Source organism: Streptomyces tardus, from assembly GCF_018101125.2.
Taxonomy (GTDB): Bacteria; Actinomycetota; Actinomycetes; order Streptomycetales; family Streptomycetaceae; genus Streptomyces; species Streptomyces tardus.
Window position 1 is genome coordinate 4,271,472 of record NZ_JAELVF020000001.1, and the last position, 18,956, is coordinate 4,290,427.

An 18,956-nucleotide genomic window follows, 5' to 3' on the forward strand; every position below is an offset into this window, starting at 1 on the left:
GGATGACGCTCACGGACCTGCCCGCGTCCGCCGCGGACACCGACGGCGGTGCGGTCGTCCGGCTGCTCAGCTACAACATCCGCTCCATGCGTGACGACGTGGGGGCGCTCGCCCGGGTGATCCGGGCGTGCGCCCCCGACGTCGTCTGTGTGCAGGAGGCGCCGCGCTTCTTCCGCTGGCGCTCGCACGCCGCCCGGCTCGCCGGGATGTCCGGTCTGGTGCACGTCACCGGTGGCGCCACCGCCAACGGGCAGATGATCCTCTCCTCGCTCCGGGCGCGGGTGGAGTGGGCCGAGGACGTACTGCTGCCGCACACGCCGGGACTGCACCGCCGCGGTTTCGCCACCGCCGTGCTGCGCTTCGGCGACCGCGCCGGGCTGGCAGTGGTCAGCTGCCATCTGAGCCTGCAGAAGGACGAGCGCCGGCGCCAGGCGGACATGCTGCTCGACCGGCTGGACGCGCTCACCGCGCGGGGGGAGCTGCGGGGCGGGCCGGTCGGCGCGGTCGCCGCCGGCGATCTCAACGAGCGCCCGGACGGCCGGTCCTTCCGCAGACTGGCCGACCGGCTCCAGGACGGCTACGCGGTACGGCCCTGGGGAGGCGGTCACACCTCCGAGCCGGCCCGTCCGCACCAGCGCATCGACGCGGTGCTCGCCTCCTCCTCGGTGGAGGTGCTGGGCTGCGGGGTGCCGGACGGGCTGGCCGGGGTCTCCCGCGCCGATCTGGTCGCCGCCAGCGATCACCTCCCGGTGCTGGCCGCCCTGCGGCTGCCCCCGTCGCGCTGACGCGGCCCCGTCCCGCGCACCGGGCGCGGCCCGTTCGGACCGGCTCCTCGGGGCCGCGGCGCCGGCCCCCGGGTGCCCGCCGCTCGTACGTCGGGGTTCGGTGCGCCGGGGCTGCCACCGCCGCGGCGCGGTTGCGGGCCCTCGGCAACTGCCCGCCCCTGCAGTGTCGTTCACTCCTCCTCGGGGCGCTGTTCGCGGGCGCGTGCCTCGCGATTGCGCTGAACGGCCAGTGCCCAGCCGGTGAGCAGTGCTATGGCTGAGAAGACGAGCAGCAGGGCCATGTTTCCCCCAGGTCCTGTGGTGTGTGGTCACCTCAGTCTGGAGCTGGGGGCGCCGGGGCGCATTGCCAGAACCCGGCAATCTCTCGCGGGCGCCGGTTGCGTACCGACCGGCTCAGACGACGGCGCCTCGGCCCGGGTCCTCGAATCCCTCCTCGTCGTCCTCCGACCGCATCCTGGCGATGAGAGTGCCGAAACCGCCCAGGAAGCCGCCGATTCCGAGCGTGGTGATCCACCAGTTCATCGGGATCTGGAAGAGCACCGCCCCGAAGAGCAGGGCAGGGCCGCCGAGCACCGCGAGCCAGGCGAACCGGGCAGTGGTGTCGAGCTTCGGCAACGGCGGCGGCTCGGGCGGGACGAAGTGGTCGTCCTCGTCGCTTTCGGCGGGCTGCCAGTCGCGAGGGCCGGTGCCTGCGGCGTAGACGGTGAAGGTGCGTACCTTCGAGTCGCCGTCGCCGTCGCCGCTGCCGGGCTCGTCCCCGTCGGGCCGGTCCTCGTCCTCGCCGGAGGGGCGGCGCTTCTCCAGCAGGCTGCCCGAACCCGGCTCGTCCGCTCCGGAAGTCCGGTCGGGGCCGTGGCCAGGACGCGCCCCGGTGCCGTCCTCGCCGCCCGTACCGTCCTCGGCCTTCGAGGGGCCGTCCTCCGAGGAGCCCGTCTCCCGGGAGGCCGGAGGCCGGTCGCCCGGGGACGCCGGGCCGATCCGCCCGGCCAGGTCCTCGGCCGGGTCCGACTCCGAGGGGGAACGTCCGTCCCGGTCGTAACCCGCCACGATCTGCGCCCAGGCAGCTTCCTCGTCGAGGGGCTCGCGGCCTTCGCCGCGCCCGTGCTCACGCTCCGTCACGTGCTGATCTTCCTCGTCGTCAGCCGGGTGATGAATCCGCAGGAGTCCGCGAAGACGCGCTCCGCGTCGTGGTCCAGCGTGGCCACGTGGTAGCTGCTCTCCAGGACGGTCTCCGTCACATCCGTGGAGGAGACCTTGTTCAGTACGATCGCCGAATCGCTCGGCGGCACCACGTGGTCGACCCTGCTGTGCAGCACCAGCAGCGGCTGGGTCACCTGCGGAAGCTCCCCGCGCACCAGGGTGAAGAAGTTCCGCAGGGAGTACGCGGCGTGCAGCGGAACCCGCTGGTATCCGCTCTCCACCACGCCCTCCTTGGCGATATCGCTGACGATGCCGCGGGTGGACGCCTTGAGATGGCGCAGGACAGGCAGCGCCAGCGAGTCCAGGGGCTTCATCGTCATCCCCGGGTTGACCACGACCACACCGCTGACGGTGTCGCCGTGCCGGGCCGCGAGCCTGAGCGCGAGCGCGCCGCCCATCGACAGCCCCGCCACGAAGACCCGGTCGCAGCGCTCCGCGAGCAGCCGCAACTCCCGGTCCGCGGTGGCGTACCAGTCCTGCCAGCCGGTGTGCTGGAGGTCCTGCCAGCGAGTGCCGTGCCCGGGAAGCAGCGGCAACGAGACGGTCAGGCCCTGCTCGGCGAGGTGGCGCGCCCAGGGGCGGAGCGACTGCGGCGAGCCGGTGAAGCCGTGGCAGAGCAGCACGCCGGTCCGGCCGCCCTCGTGGAACATCGGCTCACTACCGGGGAGCAGAGGCACCGTGGTCTCCGTTCGACAGCACGCGTTTCGGGGGTCCGATCACCCTACGCGGAGCGGGCACCGGCCGGGTAGCCCGCAGTGCGCGCGCGGGGGCGGAGGCCGTACGGCGGGACCGTCCGTGCAGAGTTCGCGCCAGAACGTGGCGGGATAGGGTCGGCAGGTCCGACACGGGGAGGTCCGGTTGCTGTACGGCGCGATGAAGCTGCCCGTCGGTAGTTCGCTGAAGCTCGCCTTCCGCCGGCGCCCGGCAGCGGCGCCCCGGTGATCGCCGTCGCGGGGATCGGCACCGAGGAGATCCAGCCCCCGGGCAAGGTGGTTCCCGAGCTGCTGCGGCCAGGGATGCGGATCGGCCCTCCGCCGGACTTCTCGCGCTACGACGGCACGGAGCACGACCGGTTCATCACCCGGGCGCTGACCGGCGAGGTGATGTACGAGATCATGCGGCTCTCGGGGCAGGAGTACGTCGACATCTACGTCGGCGCCGCCGGGCGCCGGATCGACGAGGCGGTGAAGGCTCCGGGCAGGGAGGGCCGGAAGCAGAACCGGAAGCAGAACCGGAAGCGGGACCGATTCCGTTGCCGGCGACCGGAGTTCGGGCTCCGGACGCGCCGCAGGACAGACGCCCGGGGCCGCCGGGCCGTACCGTGCCGGGCACCCGGAGGGGGAACGTGACCGAGACCGCAGCATCCCGCGCCACCGACGCACCGATGGCCGACACCCCGACCGCCACCGCGCCGAACGTCTCGGTGGAGGCCCCGCTGTGGCGTGCGCTGGTCGGCTACCGACTCCTGACCACGGCGTACGCCACCGGCGTCTTCCTCTACCACCACGACACCTACGGCCGTCCGCTGGTGGGCGTGGTGTACCTGGCCGTGCTGGTCTGCTGGACGCTGGCCACCCTGCGCCACGTCTCCTCCGCAGAGCGCTGCACCCCGGTCTTCCTGGGGTGCGACTTCTCGCTGGGGGTCGGGGGCATCCTGCTGACACCGGTGGCCGACACGACGGGGGCGGTGAATCCGAGCCTGCCGACCATCTGGGTCGCCGGACCGGTGCTCGCGCTCGCCATCAAGCACGGCTGGCGCTGGGCGGCCGGCGCCTCCCTGGTGGTCGGAGCCGCCAACGTGCTGGAGGAGGGCGGCCTGACCCGGGACACCGTGCACAACGTGCTGCTGGTGACGGTGGCGAGTATCGGCATCGGCTACGTCGTCGAGGTCGCCCGCGCCAGCGAGCACACCCTCGCCGAGGCGCTGAAGGTGGAGGCGGCCACCCGGGAGCGGGAGCGGCTGGCCCGCGACATCCACGACAACGTCCTCCAGGTGCTCGCGATGGTGCAGCGCAGAGGGACGGAGATCGGGGGCGGGGCGGCTGAGATCGGCCGGCTGGCGGGGGAACAGGAGGTCGCGCTGCGCTCCCTGGTCTCCACCGGTCCGACCGCCGCGGACGCGGCGAGAGACGTGGCCGGATCCGAGTACGGTTCCGGCGCGGGTGCGGGCGGCGAAGTCACCCGGGATCTTGCGGAGTTGCTCGCTGCCCGCGCCGGTACCGCGGTGACCTTCGCCGGTCCGGGAAGCCCCGTCGCGATGCCCGAGCGCGCGGCGCGGATGACGGACGCGGCGGTGGCCGCGGCGCTGGACAACGTGCGGCAGCACGCGGGGGAGAGCGCCAGTGCGTGGATCCTGCTGGAGGACGAGCCGGACGCGGTGCTGGTGACGGTGCGCGACGACGGCCCCGGCGTCGCCGCCGGGCGGCTGGCCGCCGCCGAGCGCGAGGGCCGGATGGGGGTGTCGCTGTCCATCGTCGGACGGCTGCACGAAGTGGGGGGCACCGCCGAGGTGGTGTCGATTCCCGGGCAGGGTACGGAAGTCGAGCTGAGGGTGCCGAAATGAGCGACGCACACACCGGCGCGGACGAGGACACACGTTCCGACGCGCGTACGGGCACACCGGGGGACAAGGGGGTGGACGCCCGCAGGGACGCACCGGCGGACCCGCGTACGGGCGGGGGCGCACGCACCGGCGGGGGCGTCGCGCCGGTGCGGGTCATGGTGGTCGACGACCACCCCATGTGGCGGGACGCCGTGGCCAGGGACCTGGCGGCGGCCGGCTTCGAGGTCGTCGCCACTGCCGAGGACGGGCCGCAGGCGGTGCGCCGCGCCCGTACCTGCGAGCCCGATGTGCTGGTGCTCGACCTCAACCTGCCCACGCTGCCGGGGGTGGAGGTGTGCAAGCAGCTGGTCGGCAAGGGGTCGGCGCTGCGGGTGCTGGTGCTCTCGGCCAGCGGAGAGCACGCCGACGTGCTGGAGGCGGTGAAGTCCGGCGCGACCGGCTACCTGGTGAAGTCCGCCAGTACGCAGGAGCTCGTGGACGCCGTGCGCAGGACCGCCGAGGGGGACGCGGTGTTCACGCCCGGGCTGGCCGGGCTGGTGCTCGGCGAGTACCGCAGGCTCGCCGCGCAGAGCCCGGCCGAGCCGCAGGAGGCCGCGGCGCCGCAGCTCACCGAGCGGGAGACCGAGGTGCTGCGGCTGGTGGCCAAGGGGCTCTCCTACAAGCAGGTCGCCGAGCGGCTGTTCATCTCCCACCGCACCGTGCAGAACCACGTGCAGAACACCCTCGGCAAGCTGCAACTGCACAACCGCGTCGAGCTGGTGCGGTACGCCATCGAACGCGGGCTGGACGGAGAGTGAGGCCTGCCGCGTCCAACCCGCCCAAATCGTGGCGCGCCGGGGAGAGTTGGGCCCGCGCTGACGTACGGTGACCAGCGGCCCGGCCGCAGACCGACGGTCTGCCGGGCGCCGGGCCGCACAACGGTGGTCTGCGGAGAGGAAGTGCCATGCGGATCGGAGTACTGACCGGGGGCAGCGACTGCCCGGGGCTGAACGCGGCCCTGCGCGCCATCGTCCGCAAGGGCGTGCAGAGCTACGGCGACTCCGTCGTCGGGTTCCTCGACGGGTGGGACGGCGTGCTGCACGACCGCGCCCTCGAACTCGACATCCCCGCCGTGCGCGGCACCCTCCCCCGGGGCGGCACCATCCTCGGCTCCTCCCGCACCGACCCGCTGACCGCGCCCGACGGCCCGCGCCGCATCGCGGAAACCCTCCGCAACCGCGGCGTGGACGGGCTGATCGTCATCGGCGGCATCAACACCCTCACCGCCGCCGCGGTCCTCGCCGACCGGCACGGCGTCCCGTGCGTCGGAGTGCCCAAGACCATCGACAACGACATCCACGGCACCGACTACACCGTCGGCTTCAACACCGCGGTGACGGTCGCCACCGAGACCATCGACCGGCTGCACACCACCGCCGAATCGCACAAGCGGGTGCTGGTCGTGGAGGTGATGGGCCGCAGCAGCGGCTGGATCGCGGTCCACGCGGGCCTGGCCGGCGGCGCCAACTGCGTGCTCGTCCCCGAGTTCCCCTTCGACCTCGACCGCGTCTGCGGCCACGTCGAGTCCCGTTTCCAGGCGACGTACTCGCCGATCGTGGTGGTCTCCGACAGTGCGCTGCCGGCCTCCGGTGAGGTCGACCTCACCGGGCTGTCCGGCATCGGCGAGTGGCTGGGCCGGGAGATCGAGCGGTGCACGGGGCACGAGGCACGTACGACGGTGCTCGGCCACATCCAGCGCGGCGGCACCCCGACCCCGTACGACCGCTGGCTGGCCACCCGTTTCGGGCTGCACGCCGTGGACGCGGTGCACGAGGGGGACTGGGGCGCGATGGTCGCGGTGCACGGCGCGAGCGTGGAGCGGGTGCGGCTGGCTGACGCCGTATCGCGGGGCAAGAGGGTCGACGCCTCGCTGTACGCGGACAACGAGATCTTCTTCGGCTGAGCCCGCCGGGCTCTGTACCGCCCGGCTCTGCACCGCCCCGCCCCGCGGGTGTGCCGACGCCTGCCCGACCGCCCGTGCGTCGACCCGTACGGCCCGTGCGTCGACCCGTACCGCCCGTGAGTCGACCCGTACCGCCCGTGAGTCGCCGTACCGCGGTGCGGGCCGGCGGGCGCCGCGAGGGCCACGACCGTCGCGGCGCCCGGGCCGGCTCAGCCGGTGAGCGCTCCGGCGAGCAGATCGGCGAGGAGCTCCGGCCCGTTGAGCGTCAGCACCGACTCGGGATGGAACTGCACGCCGGCGAAGCCCGGCCCGCGCAGCGCGTACACCTCGCCGCTGGCCGGGTCGCGGCTCAACTCGACGCGGTGCAGCGCGAGTTCCGTCTCGGTCGGCTCGTCGCAGCGTGCGGTGTAGGAGTTGTAGAACCCCACGGTCTCCGGCCGGCCGAAGAAGTCGACGGTCAGCTGCGTCCCCTGGTACGGGCGCTGCTTCGGCGCCAGGTCCAGCCCCAGCTCGGCGGCGATCATCTCGTGTCCCAGGCAGACGCCCAGCAGCCCGTGCCGGTGCGAGGCCAGCAGCTCCGCGGCGAGCGCCCGCAGCGCGCGCACCGCGGGCACGGTCCGCGCACGCGGGTCGCCGGGGCCGGGGCCCAGCACGATCGGTCCTCGGTGCTCGCGCGCGATCTCCGCGAGTCCCGGCTCGTCGTGGCGCAGCACCGAGACGGACGGGCCGGTCGCCCGCAGCAGGTGGGCCAGCATCGCGGTGAAGGTGTCCTCGCCGTCCACGACGAGCACCTCGCCGGGCGGTGCGGCCACCGGCCGGGAGTCGCCCGTACGCATCCGGAGCCAGAACGGCGAGAGACCTGCCCGGCGGGCGTCCAGCGCCCGCCGGACCCGGGGGTCGTCCGCCAGGGACGCACCGGTCGCCCCCGCGGCGGGCCGGCGCACCGACCCCACTCCGAGCGCGCTCAGCACACCGGCGGCCTTGGCGTGGGTCTCGGCGACCTCGCTCGCCGGGTCCGAGTCCCGCACCAGGGTGGCCCCGACCCCCACGCGCAGCTGTCCGCTCGCGGCGTCGATGTCGGCGGTGCGGATGAGGATGGGGGAGTCCAGGGTCTGCGCGCCGCCCGCGTCCCGGCCGAGCAGCGCGAGCGCACCGGCGTAGTAGCCGCGACCGGTCGGCTCGTAACGTTCGATCACCCGGCAGGCGTTCTGCACCGGCGACCCGGTGACGGTCGCGGCGAACATGGTCTCGCGCAGCACCTCGCGCACGTCCAGGCTGCTGCGTCCGCGCAACTCGTACTCGGTGTGCGCCAGATGAGCCATCTCCCTGAGCCGCGGGCCGACGACGACTCCGCCGGCGTCCCCGACCGCGCACATCATCTTCAGCTCCTCGTCCACGACCATGGACAGCTCCTCGCGCTCCTTGCCGTCCGCGAGGAAGTCGAGCAGACCCTCCGGCGTCGGGCCGTCCGGCGGGTAGCGGTAGGTCCCGCTGATCGGGTTCATCACCACGGTGCCGCCGCTCATCCGCACATGGACCTCCGGGGCGGCGCCGACCAGGGTGCGCCGGCCGGTGTGCACCACGAACGTCCAGTACGCACCGCGCTCGGTCTCCAGCAACGTGCGGAACAGCGCGAGCCCGTCGCGGGCCGTGTAATCCGCCACCCGGCCGCGGAAAGTGCGGCGGATCACGAAGTTGGCGCCCTGACCCGTGCCGATCTCCTCCTCGACCACCCGGCGCACCAGCCGCGCGTACGCCGCGTCGTCGAGGTCGAAGCCGCCCTCGGCCACCGCCACCCGGTGGTCGGGCAGCAGGGCGAGGGCCGCGTCGAGCGGGAGCTCGGCGCGCTGCTCGGGCAGCAGCACGCTCAACGGGGTGCCGTCCTGGCGTGCCGTGAACCCGCGTTCGGCGATCTGCCGGAACGGCAGCAGGGCCAGCGCGCCCTGTTCGCGGTCCGGCAGGTCCGCCAGCCGGTCCACCTCCCGCACGGGGCCGGTGAGCAGTTCGACGGTGTCGGGGTCACGGCCCGGCGTACGGCGGCGCAGCAGCGCGAAGGGAGGCGGGTCGTCGTCGGTCAGGAGTGCGGAGAGCAGGCGCAGCGGCACGTTCGTTCCTTCCGGTGAGGCAGCACGGAAGGGCGGTCCCGGGAAACACGAAAGGCCGCCCTTGGGCGGCCTGGACATGTACTGGGGGTACGCGCAGTCAGTGGGCCGCCGGATCAGCGGGCCACCACCACGTACGGGTCTGCGAGACCTGTGAGAACTGCGTGAGCACAGCCGAACCCTACCGGACCTGCGGCCTTCCCCGTCGGTCCCGGAGGGGCCCGAGGCCCGGGCGTCTCATCCCGTGAGCTGTGGCCATGGCTCTCCCGGCGAGCACGTAACCTGTCGCCGTGACCGTGAACGCGAAATCCGACGCCGGTGCCCACACCTGGCGAGACCTGCCCGCGGCGCAGCAGCCCGATTACCCGGACTCGAAGGCTCTGCGCGATGTGATCGCCGAGCTCGAGTCCTATCCGCCGCTGGTCTTCGCCGGCGAGTGCGACCAGCTCAAGGACAGGCTGGCCGCCGTCGCGCGCGGCGAGGCGTTCGTGCTCCAGGGCGGAGACTGCGCGGAGGCCTTCGACGGTGTCTCCGCCGAGCACATCCGCAACAAGCTGAAGACGCTGCTGCAGATGGGCGCCGTACTCACCTACGCCGGTTCGGTGCCGGTGGTGAAGGTCGGCAGGATCGCCGGCCAGTACAGCAAGCCCCGTTCCAAGCCGACGGAGACCCGGGACGGCGTCACCCTGCCGACGTACCGGGGCGACTCGGTCAACGGTTTCGACTTCACGCCCGAGGCCCGCACGCCGGACCCGGACCGGCTGAAGAGGATGTACCAGGCCTCGGCCTCCACGCTGAACCTGGTGCGCGCCTTCACCACGGGCGGCTACGCCGACCTGCGACAGGTGCACGCCTGGAACCAGGACTTCGTGCGCAGTTCGCCCTCCGGCCAGCGCTACGAGGCCCTCGCCCGCGAGATCGACCGCGCGCTGAACTTCATGAACGCCTGCGGGGTGGACCCCGAGGAGTTCAAGATCGTCGAGTTCTTCTCCTCGCACGAGGCGCTGCTCCTCGACTACGAGGGTGCGATGACCCGCACCGACTCGCGCAGCGGCAAGCTGTACGACGTCTCGGGCCACATGGTCTGGGTCGGCGAGCGCACCCGCCAACTCGACGGCGCGCACATCGAGTTCGTCTCCCGGGTGCAGAACCCGGTGGGCGTCAAGCTCGGCCCGGGCACCACTCCGGAGGAGGCGCTCACGCTGATCGACCGGATCGACCCGGACCGTGAGCCGGGCAGACTCACCTTCATCACGCGGATGGGCGCGGACAAGGTCCGCGACAAGCTGCCCACCCTCGTGGAGAAGGTCACCGCCTCCGGCGCCCAGGTCGCCTGGGTCTGCGACCCGATGCACGGCAACACTTTCGAGGCCGCCTCCGGTCACAAGACCCGTCGCTTCGACGACGTCCTGGACGAGGTCAAGGGCTTCTTCGAGGTGCACAAGGAGCTCGGCACGCACCCCGGCGGCATCCACGTCGAGCTGACGGGCGACGACGTCACCGAGTGCGTGGGCGGCGGCCACGAGATCTTCGTGGACGATCTGCACCAGCGCTACGAGACGGCCTGCGACCCGCGGCTGAACCGCAGCCAGTCGCTCGACCTGGCCTTCCTGGTCGCGGAGATGTACCGGGACCAGTAGGCGCGGGCAGGACGGCTCGTCCCGTACGACGTCTCCTCGCTCGGCGCTCCGGCGCCGGTCGAGAAACGGGGTCGCGGCGCACGAAACGATCTGGGGCACGGATCACAGAGATCCGTGCCCCAGCTGCTTTTGCCGCCCCTCGGGCGGGGGTAAGGTGAGCTTAACCTTAGTTCCCCGCGGCCCTTCTGCGGTCCGGGAACCCAGCCCGCAGGAGGTGAGCCGCGTGTACGTCTGCTCGTGCTTCGGAGTGACCGAGCAGCAGGTGCGTGAGCACGCGGACGCCGGTGCCTGCACTCCCCGCCAGATCGCTTCCGCCTGCAAGGCGGGCACCGACTGCGGGTCGTGTGTGCGCCGCATCCAGGGGCTGCTCGGCCGCGGCGCGTACGGCGACCGCAGCGTCAGCCGCGAGGCCGCAGCGCTGCTGGCCAGTTCGGAGTCGGCCGAGAGCGCGGGCGACGTCCGGCCCGCGCCCCCTGCCGCCCGGCCGGGGTCGCCAGTCCGCCCCGGTGTCTTCGCCGAGCTGGCGACGACGGAGACGGCTGCCTGATCGCGCGGTGTCCGCCCCCGGCGCACGGAGTCCGCTGATGGGCCGCTGCCCGGGCGCCGTGGCTCGGCAACCGCGCCTTTGCCCCGTGGGGCCGCCGGCCGGGTCAGGCCTCGCTCGGCTGCTCGATCAACTGCGCGATGTACAGCGGCTCGCCGAGCTTCTCGATGAGTTCCAGCTGGGTGTCCAGGTAGTCGATGTGGTGCTCCTCGTCGGCGAGGATGTCCTCGAAGATGTTCGCCGAGGTGACGTCGCCCTTGTTGCGCATGACCTCGATACCGCGCCGGAGGCGGTCGATGGCCTCCACTTCGATCTGCCGGTCCGCGTTGAACATCTCGGTGACCGTCTGCCCCACGCGCACGTGGAACAGGCGCTGGTAGTTGGGCAGTCCTTCGAGGAAGAGAATGCGGTCGGTCAGGATCTCCGCGTGCTTCATCTCGTCGAACGACTCGGCCCTGGTGTACTTCGCCAGCTTGGGCCAACCGAAGTTCTCCTGCATTTTCGCGTGCAGGAAGTACTGGTTGATGGCGGTGAGCTCGGCGGTCAGCTGCTCGTTGAGGAATTCGATGACCTCGGGGTCGCCCTGCATGGCACCGGGCTCCTTCCGGAAGAGGTTCGGTCGGGTGTGCCGGGCATCCTTGCACCGCGACGGCGATCACGTCCAGTAAGTACAGGCTTACCGAAATTGCCCCGATTTTCGGGCTGTTGGGACGCGACAGCGCGGTGGGACGGAGCATCCCCCCTGGTCTGTCACCATGGATTCATGGGCCAGCCGGACAGCGAGGAAACGGAGCGTTCTCCGCTCCCGCCAGGTCAGCGGCAGCAGCGCGGCTGGCCGGTCACCCACTACGGGCCGGTGCCCAAGTTCCGCGTCGAGCGCTGGGAGTTCAGGGTTTTCGGCGCCACCGCGGACGGCGGCAAACACTGCTGGACGCACGAGGATTTCTCCGCGCTCCCGTACGAGACGGTGGTGGGAGATCTCCACTGCGTCAGCAAGTTCAGCATGCGCGACGTGGAATGGGGCGGCGTACCGGCGCGCACCATTCTCGAACTCGCCCCGCCCGCCGACGAGGTCTCGCACGTCATGGTCTGGGCGGAGTACGGATTCAGTTCCAATCTCCGGCTGGCCGACTTCACCGACAGCCGAACGCTGTTCGCGACACACCGGGCGGGTGAACTCCTCACCGCCGAACACGGATTTCCGGTGCGTCTGGTGGTTCCGCACCTCTACGCCTGGAAAGGGCCGAAGTGGGTGCGGGGAGTGGAGTACATGACCGCCGACCGGCGCGGTTTCTGGGAGGAACGCGGCTATCACAATCTCGGTGATCCGTGGCGCGAGCAGCGTTACTCCTACCAGGAGCAGCCGGGCGACGGACCGGAGCTCTGAGTCGCGCGCGACGGCCGCACACTGTGCGACGGCCGCACACGGAAGGTGCGTGCGTGCCGTACGTGTGCGACGCAGCCGGCACCCGCACGTCGCGCAGGTGCCGGCTGTGGTGCAGTGGGTCAGCCGTCGCGCAGGGACTTCAGCAGGCGAATGTCGGCGCGGTGGCCGTCGGGGCCGCCGGGCGTCTCGATGACCAGCGGTGCACCGGCGGTCTCGGGGTGCCGGAAGAGCTCCGCGAACGGCTCGGTGCCGATGTGGCCGGCGCCGATGTTCGCGTGACGGTCCTTGCGGGCGCCGGCGACGTCCTTGGAGTCGTTGGCGTGGATGAGCTTCAGCCGGCCGGGGCCGGTGGCGGCGACCATCTCGTCCAGCATCTTCTTGGTGCCGCCGGGCGCCGCCATGTCGTGGCCCGCGGCGAATGCGTGGCAGGTGTCCAGGCAGACGCCGAGCATCGGGTGGCGGTCGAGTGCGTCGAAGTAGGGGGCCAGATCCTCCGCCGTGGAGCACAGGGAGGCGCCCTGTCCCGCGGTCGGTTCCAGCAGCAGCCAGGGGTCGGCCGGGTCGGTGAGCTCCTCCAGGAGCGGCAGCACCAGCTCCCTCACCTGCGCGAGGGCGACCTCCCGGGACCGTCCGCCGGTCGCCGAGCCGGTGTGCACGACGACGCCATGGGCGCCGACGGCCCGGCCCCTGCGCAGCGAGTGGCGCATGGAACGCACGGACCGCTCGGCCGTCTCGGCGTTGGAGGAGCCGAAGTTGATCAGATACGGCGCGTGCACGTACACAGGCAGTGATTCGGCCGCGCAGCCGGCCAGGAACTGCTCGTCCTGCCGCGGGTCGCCGGGCGGTGTCGCCCAGCCCCGCGGATTGGCCACGAAGACCTGAACGGCCTCCGCCGCCAGGTCGCGGGCGTGGGAAAGGCCGACGGCGGCCAGGCCCCCGGCTACGGGGACATGACCGCCGATCGGATTGCGCGGCACGGGGGTGGTGGCGGGGGAGGGGTTGCTCACCGCACCCAGGGTGCCACTGGCGTGCCGGGGCCCGTGGGGCGGGCTCAGTAGGCGCTGTCGACGTTGTCCATGCTGCCGTACTTGTCGGCCGCGTAGTTGCAGGCGGCGACGATGTTGGCGACAGGGTCGTACTGGTCCTTCTCGGTGCCCTCGACGTGGTAGTGGTCGAAGGTCGGCTTGATCACCTGGAGCAGGCCGATGGAGGGGGCTCCGTTGACGGCGTTCACGTCCCAGTTGTTGATCGCGCTGGGGTCGCCGCTGGACTCCCGCATGACGTTGCGGTGGATGCCCTCGTAGGTACCGGGGATGCCGTTGGCGGCCATGATGTCCATGGCCTCGCGGATCCATCCGTCCAGGTTGTCGGTGTACTGCTTCGGGGCGGCCTCGGGCGCCGTGCGCTCGGTGGAGCGGCTGGCGGCCTTCCCGGACCGGGACTCGGCTGCGTCGTTCTTCGCCGCGAGGGCCTTGGCGGCCTTGGACTGCTCGTCCTTCTGGACCACGGCGCGCCTCTCGGCGTTGGCGAGCTGGTTCTTGATGCTGTCCTGCTGGTCGGGGAAACCGGTGGGGGTCAGAGAGATGCCCGCGCTGTGGTTGACCGGCTTCGCCTGGGTCGTGTTCTCGGTGCTGTCCGGGGTAAGGCTCAGAGCGAGACCGGCGACACCCGCGGCTGCGGCGACACCGGCCGCGGTGAACTTCTGGGTCTTGGAGATGCCACGGCGCTGGCTCGGAATCTTTATCTCGGGCATGGCGGGGGGGACCTTCCGGGTAGCGGGGGTCGCTGGGCCGTTACGGCGATGGACGCCGTTTCGATCCACGGCGCGTTGCGACGACCTGAATTGTTAGCGCCCGGAAATTGGCCTGGCAATGATGTGACGTACTACCGCTCTTCGTGGGAGGTGTCCGGTTTTATCCGCTCGCGCCCGCTCTGGTGCCTGGTCAGCGGCAACTAACGCAGGTCGTAAGTGACCTGGGTCCTATGCCGGGGATCACAACGGCGCAGGGTTTGTGCTACGCGGTGAAGTTGCATCTGCACCCGGTGTCAGGGGTGGGTCAGCGGATGTAGACGGTGACCTTCGAGCCCTTCGCGGCTTCCTCGCCCGCGTCCACGGACTGGTTGAAGACCTTGCCGGTGAAGAAGAAGCGCCGGACGGTGACCTTGAAGCCCGCGTCCTCGAGCTCCTGTACGGCCTCGTCCTCGTCCATGCCCACCACGTCCGGCACCTCGACCATCTCGGGGCCCTTGGAGAGCGTGAGGGTCACGGTGTCGCCGGAGGCGCCCGTGGCGCCCTCGTCCGGGGACTGGCGGGCGACGGTGCCGCTGTCCTCCTCGGAGTGCACGCGGGCGGAGGCGACCTTCACCTCGAAGCCGACCTCGGTCAACTCCTCGCGGGCCTCCTCCTCGGTCAGGCCCGTCACCGAGGGGACGTCGAGCTGCTCGCCCTTGGAGACCACCAGGGAGACGGCGGAGCCGGGCCGCCGCTCGCTGCCGGCCTTCGGGTCGGTGGAGAGGACCGCGCCGCGCTTGACCGTGTCGCTGAACTCCCTGGTGACGGTGGCCGCCGCCAGGTCCGCGCTCTTGAGTCTCTTGCGCGCCTCCGCCAGCGGCACGCCCTTGAGCTGCGGGACCTTCACCACCTCGGGACCGCGGGAGACCGTGATGGTCACCGTCCCGTTGCCCCTGATGCGCGAGCCCGGAGTCGGATCGGTCGCGACCACCCGCCCGCGGTCGACGGTGGCGTGGTGGGCGCGACTGACCTTCACCCGCAGCCCGGCCTCGTCGAGCTTCTGCTCGGCCTGGGACTGGGTGAGCCGGAGCACGCTCGGGGTCTGGGTGAACTGGCCGGAGTTGATGTACCAGACCCCGGCGCCGAGCACGAGTACGAGCACCACAGCGCCCACGATCGCGGCCAGCGCCCGTCGGGAGCGGCCGATGCGGGACCAGGGACCGCCGGGTCCCTGGTCCCGCGGCTCGGGTTCGGCGGTGGGTGCCATCGAGGGCAGCGGCGGCAGGAAGCTGGTGTGCTCCGGGTCCCGGCCCGCACCGCTCCCGGCACCCGTCCCCGTTCCTGTCGCGGGGGTGCCGCGGTCCGCGGGGAGACGGCGGGAGAGGACCGCTGTGTCGTGGTCCTGCCGGTGCCGGTCGGTCGCCTCGCTGTCGTCGTGGGAGGCGGCTTCGCCGGGGAGCGCCGTCGCAGGTTCGGTGTCCAGCTCGCTGTCGCTGAGCGCGGCCCTGGCCTCCCGGACCTCGTGGAGCAGCTCCACCGCGTCGGCGGGGCGGGCGGTCGGCTCGCGGTCGGTGGCGCGCAGCACCAGGGCGTCCAGCGCCTCCGGCAGCGTCGACACCCTGCTGGAGGGGGCCGGGACGCCTCGGTGAAGGTGCTGGTAGAGGACCTGTGCCGGGGTGCCGCCGCCGTGCGGCTTGGAACCGGTGAGCGCCTCGAAGAGCATCACCCCACAGGCGTACACGTCGGACGTGGTGCCCGCGGCGCCGTGCTCGATCTGCTCGGGGGCGAGATAGGAGACGGTGCCCATCACCGAGGTGGTGGAGGTCGAGGTCTGGGAGTCGACGGCCCGTACGAGGCCGAAGTCGGCGACCTTGACCCTGCCGTCGTCGCCGATCAGCACGTTCTCGGGCTTGACGTCGCGGTGGATCAGTCCGGCGCGGTGGGCGGCACCGAGCGCGGCGAGGACCGGCTCCAGCACGTCCAGCACCGCTCGGGGCTGGAGCGCCCCGCGCTGGATGAGGAGATCCCGCAGGGTGCAGCCCTGGATGTACTCCATCGCCAGGTAGACGTAGGTGCCGTCGGTGCCCTGGTCGTACACGGCGACGATGTTGGGGTGCGCGAGCCGGGCGGCGGATTTGGCCTCCCGGATGAACCGCTCGACGAAGGTCGGGTCGCCGGCGAGCGAGAGGTGCATCACCTTGAGCGCGACGACTCGGTCGAGCCGGGTGTCCATCGCGCGGTAGACCGTGGCCATGCCACCGACGGCCACGCGCGCGAGCACGCGGTACCGACCGTCAAGCGTCTGACCGACCAGGGGGTCTTTGAGGGGCGCATCCACGAGAGACGAGTGTACGAGCGGCCGACCCCGTCACCTGCGGCGAGGTCCGCGGGCTGCGCCGTCTGCAGCGGAACGGTGACAGAGCCGCAGCCCCGACGTGGCCGGGCGCTCGGCGCGGGCAGGCGCGCGGGCCGGGCGCGAAGCGACGCACGCGCGCTGGGCCGGTGTCCGCCCCGCGCCCGGACGAGCGCGCCCGGCCCCGGACGCCCGGCTCCGGTGCTCGCCGGCCTCGACCGGCCGTGCGCACCGGGGCCGCGACCCGCTCTCCGCCGTGCGTGCCCGGCGTCGGGGCAGGCCGGCGGTGGGTCAGCGGAAGGCGGGGCGTTCCGGATCGAGATCGGCGACGCCCCCGACGGGCGAGGAGGCCTCGGCGAAATGGCGGCGCGGGATGCGGCCGGCCTGCCACGCGCACCGCCCGGCCTGTACCGCGTGCCGCATGGCGGTGGCCATCAGCGCCGGGTGCTGGGCGCGGGTCACGGCGGAGGCGAGCATCACCGCGTCGCAGCCCAGCTCCATCGCGAGTGCCACGTCGGAGGCGGTGCCCGCTCCCGCGTCCAGGATGACCGGTACCCCGGCGCGCTCGGTGATCAGCTGGAAGTTGTGCGGGTTGCGGATGCCCAGGCCCGAGCCGATGGGCGAGCCGAGCGGCATGACGGCGGCGCAGCCGACGTCCTCCAGCTTTCGGGCGAGCACCGGATCGTCGCTGGTGTACGGCAGCACAGTGAACCCGTCGTCCACCAGCGTCTCGGCCGCGTCCAGAGTCTCCACCGGGTCCGGCAGCAGGGTGCGCTCGTCGGCGATGACCTCCAGCTTCACCAGGTCTGTGCCGAGCGCCTCGCGGGCGAGCTGCGCGGTGAGCACGGCCTCGCCCGCGGTGTAGCAGCCGGCGGTGTTGGGAAGCACGCGGATGCCCAGCCGCTCCAGCACGCTGAGCACCGAGCCCTGCGTACCGGGGTCCAGTCGGCGCATCGCCACGGTGGTCAGCTCGGTGCCGGAGGCCAGCAGCGCCGAGCGCAGGATCTCCAGACTGGGCGCTCCGCCCGTGCCCATGATCAGCCGCGAGCCGAAGGTGCTGCCGCCGATCGTCAGCGGTTCGGCACCGGGCTGCGCGGTGGTGGCTGTGCCGGCGGCAGTGGCTGTGTCGGTGGTGCCGGCGGTGGTCGAGTCGGCGGTGGTGCGGTGCTCGGGCACGTCGTCACCCTCCCTGTACGGCGGTCAGAATTTCCACGCGGTCCCCGTCGCCCAGCGTCGTGGTGTCCCAGCGGCTGCGCGGCACCACGTTCTCGTTGACGGCAGCCGCGACTCCGCCGACGGCGTCGGTGACGCCCGCGACGACCTGCGCGAGGGTCAGCCCTGCGCTCTCGCTCCGTTCCCGACCGTTGACCCTGATTCTCATGGCTGTCGCTCCCGTGACTGCTCGATGTCGGTGGTGGTCACCTCGGCGGTGAAGCGGCCGGCGCCGAACGCGGCGGCCTCGGGCGGCAGTTGCCCGTCGGTGAGCGAGGCCGCCAGTGCGTCGCCGGTGACCGGGGTGAGCAGTACGCCGTTGCGGTGGTGCCCGGTGGCGAGATGGAGCCCGGGCAGCGGGGTCGGGCCGAGAACCGGGGCGTTGTCCGGTGAGCAGGGGCGCAGTCCGGCCCGGGTCTCGACCAGCTCCAGCTCGGTGATGCCGGGCAGCAACTCGTGGGCGTCCCGCAGCAGTTCGTACACTCCGCCGGCCGTGACGGTGGTGTCCCAGCCGCGCTCCTCGCTGGTTGCGCCGACGACCAGTTCGCCGCTCTCGCGCGGCACCAGGTACAGCGGCCCGCCGCGCACGACCGCCCGCACGGTGCGCGACAGGAAGGGCCGCCGGCCCGCCGGGTCGGGCATCCGCAGCCGCAGCACCTGCCCTTTGACCGGCCGCACCGGAGGCACGCACTCGGCAGGCACCCCCGCCAGCTGCCCGCTCTCGCTGCCGGCGGCCAGCACCACGGCGTCCGCGGCGAGTTCGCTCCCGTCGGCCAGGGTCACGCCCGCGACGCCCCCGCTGCCGGTCCGCAGCCGGGCCGCGCGTGCGCGCAGGGTGACGACCCCGGCGCGTTCACAGGCCGTGAGCAGCGCCCGGGAGAGCAGCCGCGGGTCGATCTGGTGGTCGCCGTCCACCCGCAGCCCGCCGCGCACACCGGGCGCCAGCAGCGGCTCCAGCCGCCGGCACTCCCGGCCGCTCAGCCACTGCGCGCTCAGTCCGCAGCGTTGCTGGAGGGCGTGCAGTTCGCGCAGATGGGCGCGGTCGTCGGAATCGAGCGCGACGGCGAGCGTGCCGCAGGCGCGGTAGCCCAGCTGCTGCCCGCTGGCCTCGGCGAGCTCGGCGGCGAAGTCGGGGTAGCGGCGTGCGGAGGCGAGGTTGAGGGCGAGCAACTGCTCCTCGCCGTAGTGGAGTTCGGTGACGGCGGCCAGCATGCCCGCCGCGACCTGTGCGGCGCCGCCGCCCGGGAAGGGGTCCACCACGGTGACCTCGGCGCCGCGCTGTGCGGTGCGCCAGGCCGTCACCAGACCGATGACACCGCCGCCGACAATGCAGACACGCACGAGCTCCAGCCTCTCCCTTCGCCGGAATGACCCGGATCAGGTTCCTACGGTCGGAGGCCGCGACCTCCCTCTCAGCCCGGTGCGCCGGGCTCCCGCGATGCAGTTGCGACCCAGCGTACTGCCGAGGCTCCCGACGGCGGGAGGCGGAGTCCTAG

Annotated in this window: 17 protein-coding genes, 1 pseudogene and 1 riboswitch; of the genes and pseudogenes, 8 read left to right on the top strand and 10 right to left on the bottom strand. The window is 72.4% G+C overall.

The annotated features are described in order from the left end of the window. Positions 1-2: 2 nt before the first annotated feature. On the top strand, positions 3-785 hold the full coding sequence (locus JGS22_RS18295) for an endonuclease/exonuclease/phosphatase family protein (RefSeq protein ID WP_211039752.1): 783 nt from the start codon (positions 3-5) through the stop codon (positions 783-785). A gap of 393 nt (positions 786-1,178) precedes the next feature. Here the strand turns inward: JGS22_RS18295 and JGS22_RS18300 are convergent, their stop codons facing one another. Continuing rightward, positions 1,179-1,904: a hypothetical protein gene (locus JGS22_RS18300; protein ID WP_211039751.1), complete on the bottom strand. Its 726-nt coding sequence runs from the start codon at positions 1,902-1,904 to the stop codon at positions 1,179-1,181. Further along, entirely contained in the window at positions 1,901-2,662 is a 762-nt protein-coding gene (locus JGS22_RS18305) for an alpha/beta hydrolase (protein ID WP_211039750.1), read from the bottom strand. Before JGS22_RS18305 ends, JGS22_RS18300 begins: the two co-directional genes overlap by 4 nt. A 240-nt stretch (positions 2,663-2,902) precedes the next feature. Between JGS22_RS18305 and JGS22_RS26435 the strand changes: the two are divergent. The 4 genes and pseudogenes from JGS22_RS26435 to JGS22_RS18325 all read left to right on the top strand — a co-directional run. Next, positions 2,903-3,334, top strand: a pseudogene (locus tag JGS22_RS26435) (1-acyl-sn-glycerol-3-phosphate acyltransferase); the annotation flags it as partial. A 35-nt stretch (positions 3,335-3,369) separates the two neighbouring features. After that, positions 3,370-4,548: a MacS family sensor histidine kinase gene (gene macS, locus JGS22_RS18315; RefSeq protein ID WP_211039787.1), complete on the top strand. Its 1,179-nt coding sequence runs from the start codon at positions 3,370-3,372 to the stop codon at positions 4,546-4,548. 155 nt (positions 4,549-4,703) lie between these two features. Further along, positions 4,704-5,345, top strand: coding sequence for a response regulator (locus JGS22_RS18320; protein ID WP_211039786.1), 642 nt, complete (start codon positions 4,704-4,706; stop codon positions 5,343-5,345). Positions 5,346-5,491: 146 nt separating this feature from the next. Continuing rightward, positions 5,492-6,490, top strand: coding sequence for an ATP-dependent 6-phosphofructokinase (locus JGS22_RS18325; protein ID WP_211039749.1), 999 nt, complete (start codon positions 5,492-5,494; stop codon positions 6,488-6,490). A 209-nt stretch (positions 6,491-6,699) separates the two neighbouring features. Here the strand turns inward: JGS22_RS18325 and JGS22_RS18330 are convergent, their stop codons facing one another. Then, the gene (locus JGS22_RS18330; RefSeq protein ID WP_211039748.1) at positions 6,700-8,673 is read right to left on the bottom strand and encodes an anthranilate synthase family protein; all 1,974 of its coding nucleotides are present in this window, start codon (positions 8,671-8,673) and stop codon (positions 6,700-6,702) included. A gap of 209 nt (positions 8,674-8,882) precedes the next feature. On the opposite strand from JGS22_RS18330, the gene JGS22_RS18335 reads away from it, so the two are divergent. Next, entirely contained in the window at positions 8,883-10,232 is a 1,350-nt protein-coding gene (locus JGS22_RS18335; protein ID WP_211039747.1) for a class II 3-deoxy-7-phosphoheptulonate synthase, read from the top strand. A 223-nt stretch (positions 10,233-10,455) separates the two neighbouring features. Beyond that, the gene (locus JGS22_RS26440) at positions 10,456-10,779 is read left to right on the top strand and encodes a (2Fe-2S)-binding protein (RefSeq protein WP_308405825.1); all 324 of its coding nucleotides are present in this window, start codon (positions 10,456-10,458) and stop codon (positions 10,777-10,779) included. 103 nt (positions 10,780-10,882) lie between these two features. Here the strand turns inward: JGS22_RS26440 and bfr are convergent, their stop codons facing one another. After that, positions 10,883-11,365, bottom strand: a complete 483-nt coding sequence (gene bfr / locus JGS22_RS18345; protein ID WP_211039746.1) for a bacterioferritin — start codon at positions 11,363-11,365, stop codon at positions 10,883-10,885. A gap of 174 nt (positions 11,366-11,539) precedes the next feature. On the opposite strand from bfr, the gene JGS22_RS18350 reads away from it, so the two are divergent. After that, the gene (locus tag JGS22_RS18350) at positions 11,540-12,163 is read left to right on the top strand and encodes a sulfite oxidase-like oxidoreductase (RefSeq protein WP_211039745.1); all 624 of its coding nucleotides are present in this window, start codon (positions 11,540-11,542) and stop codon (positions 12,161-12,163) included. Between the two features lie 119 nt (positions 12,164-12,282). Here the strand turns inward: JGS22_RS18350 and JGS22_RS18355 are convergent, their stop codons facing one another. The 6 genes from JGS22_RS18355 to thiO all read right to left on the bottom strand — a co-directional run bounded on the left by JGS22_RS18355 (position 12,283) and on the right by thiO (position 18,801). After that, positions 12,283-13,170, bottom strand: a complete 888-nt coding sequence (locus tag JGS22_RS18355) for a deoxyribonuclease IV (RefSeq protein ID WP_308405741.1) — start codon at positions 13,168-13,170, stop codon at positions 12,283-12,285. Positions 13,171-13,214: 44 nt separating this feature from the next. Further along, positions 13,215-13,916, bottom strand: coding sequence for a transglycosylase SLT domain-containing protein (locus JGS22_RS18360; protein ID WP_211041542.1), 702 nt, complete (start codon positions 13,914-13,916; stop codon positions 13,215-13,217). 304 nt (positions 13,917-14,220) lie between these two features. Beyond that, a complete protein-coding gene (gene pknB / locus JGS22_RS18365) occupies positions 14,221-16,233 on the bottom strand; it encodes a Stk1 family PASTA domain-containing Ser/Thr kinase (protein WP_211041543.1) in 2,013 nt (670 codons plus the stop codon). Between the two features lie 306 nt (positions 16,234-16,539). Beyond that, complete coding sequence (locus JGS22_RS18370) at positions 16,540-17,283, bottom strand: thiazole synthase (RefSeq protein ID WP_236074110.1); 744 nt, start codon at positions 17,281-17,283, stop codon at positions 16,540-16,542. Positions 17,284-17,428: 145 nt separating this feature from the next. Continuing rightward, the gene (gene thiS / locus JGS22_RS18375) at positions 17,429-17,629 is read right to left on the bottom strand and encodes a sulfur carrier protein ThiS (protein WP_211041545.1); all 201 of its coding nucleotides are present in this window, start codon (positions 17,627-17,629) and stop codon (positions 17,429-17,431) included. Beyond that, a complete protein-coding gene (gene thiO, locus JGS22_RS18380; RefSeq protein ID WP_308405742.1) occupies positions 17,626-18,801 on the bottom strand; it encodes a glycine oxidase ThiO in 1,176 nt (391 codons plus the stop codon). Before thiO ends, thiS begins: the two co-directional genes overlap by 4 nt. Then, a riboswitch (TPP riboswitch) is annotated at positions 18,798-18,907 on the bottom strand. It overlaps the preceding gene by 4 nt. Between the last annotated feature and the right edge of the window lie 49 nt (positions 18,908-18,956).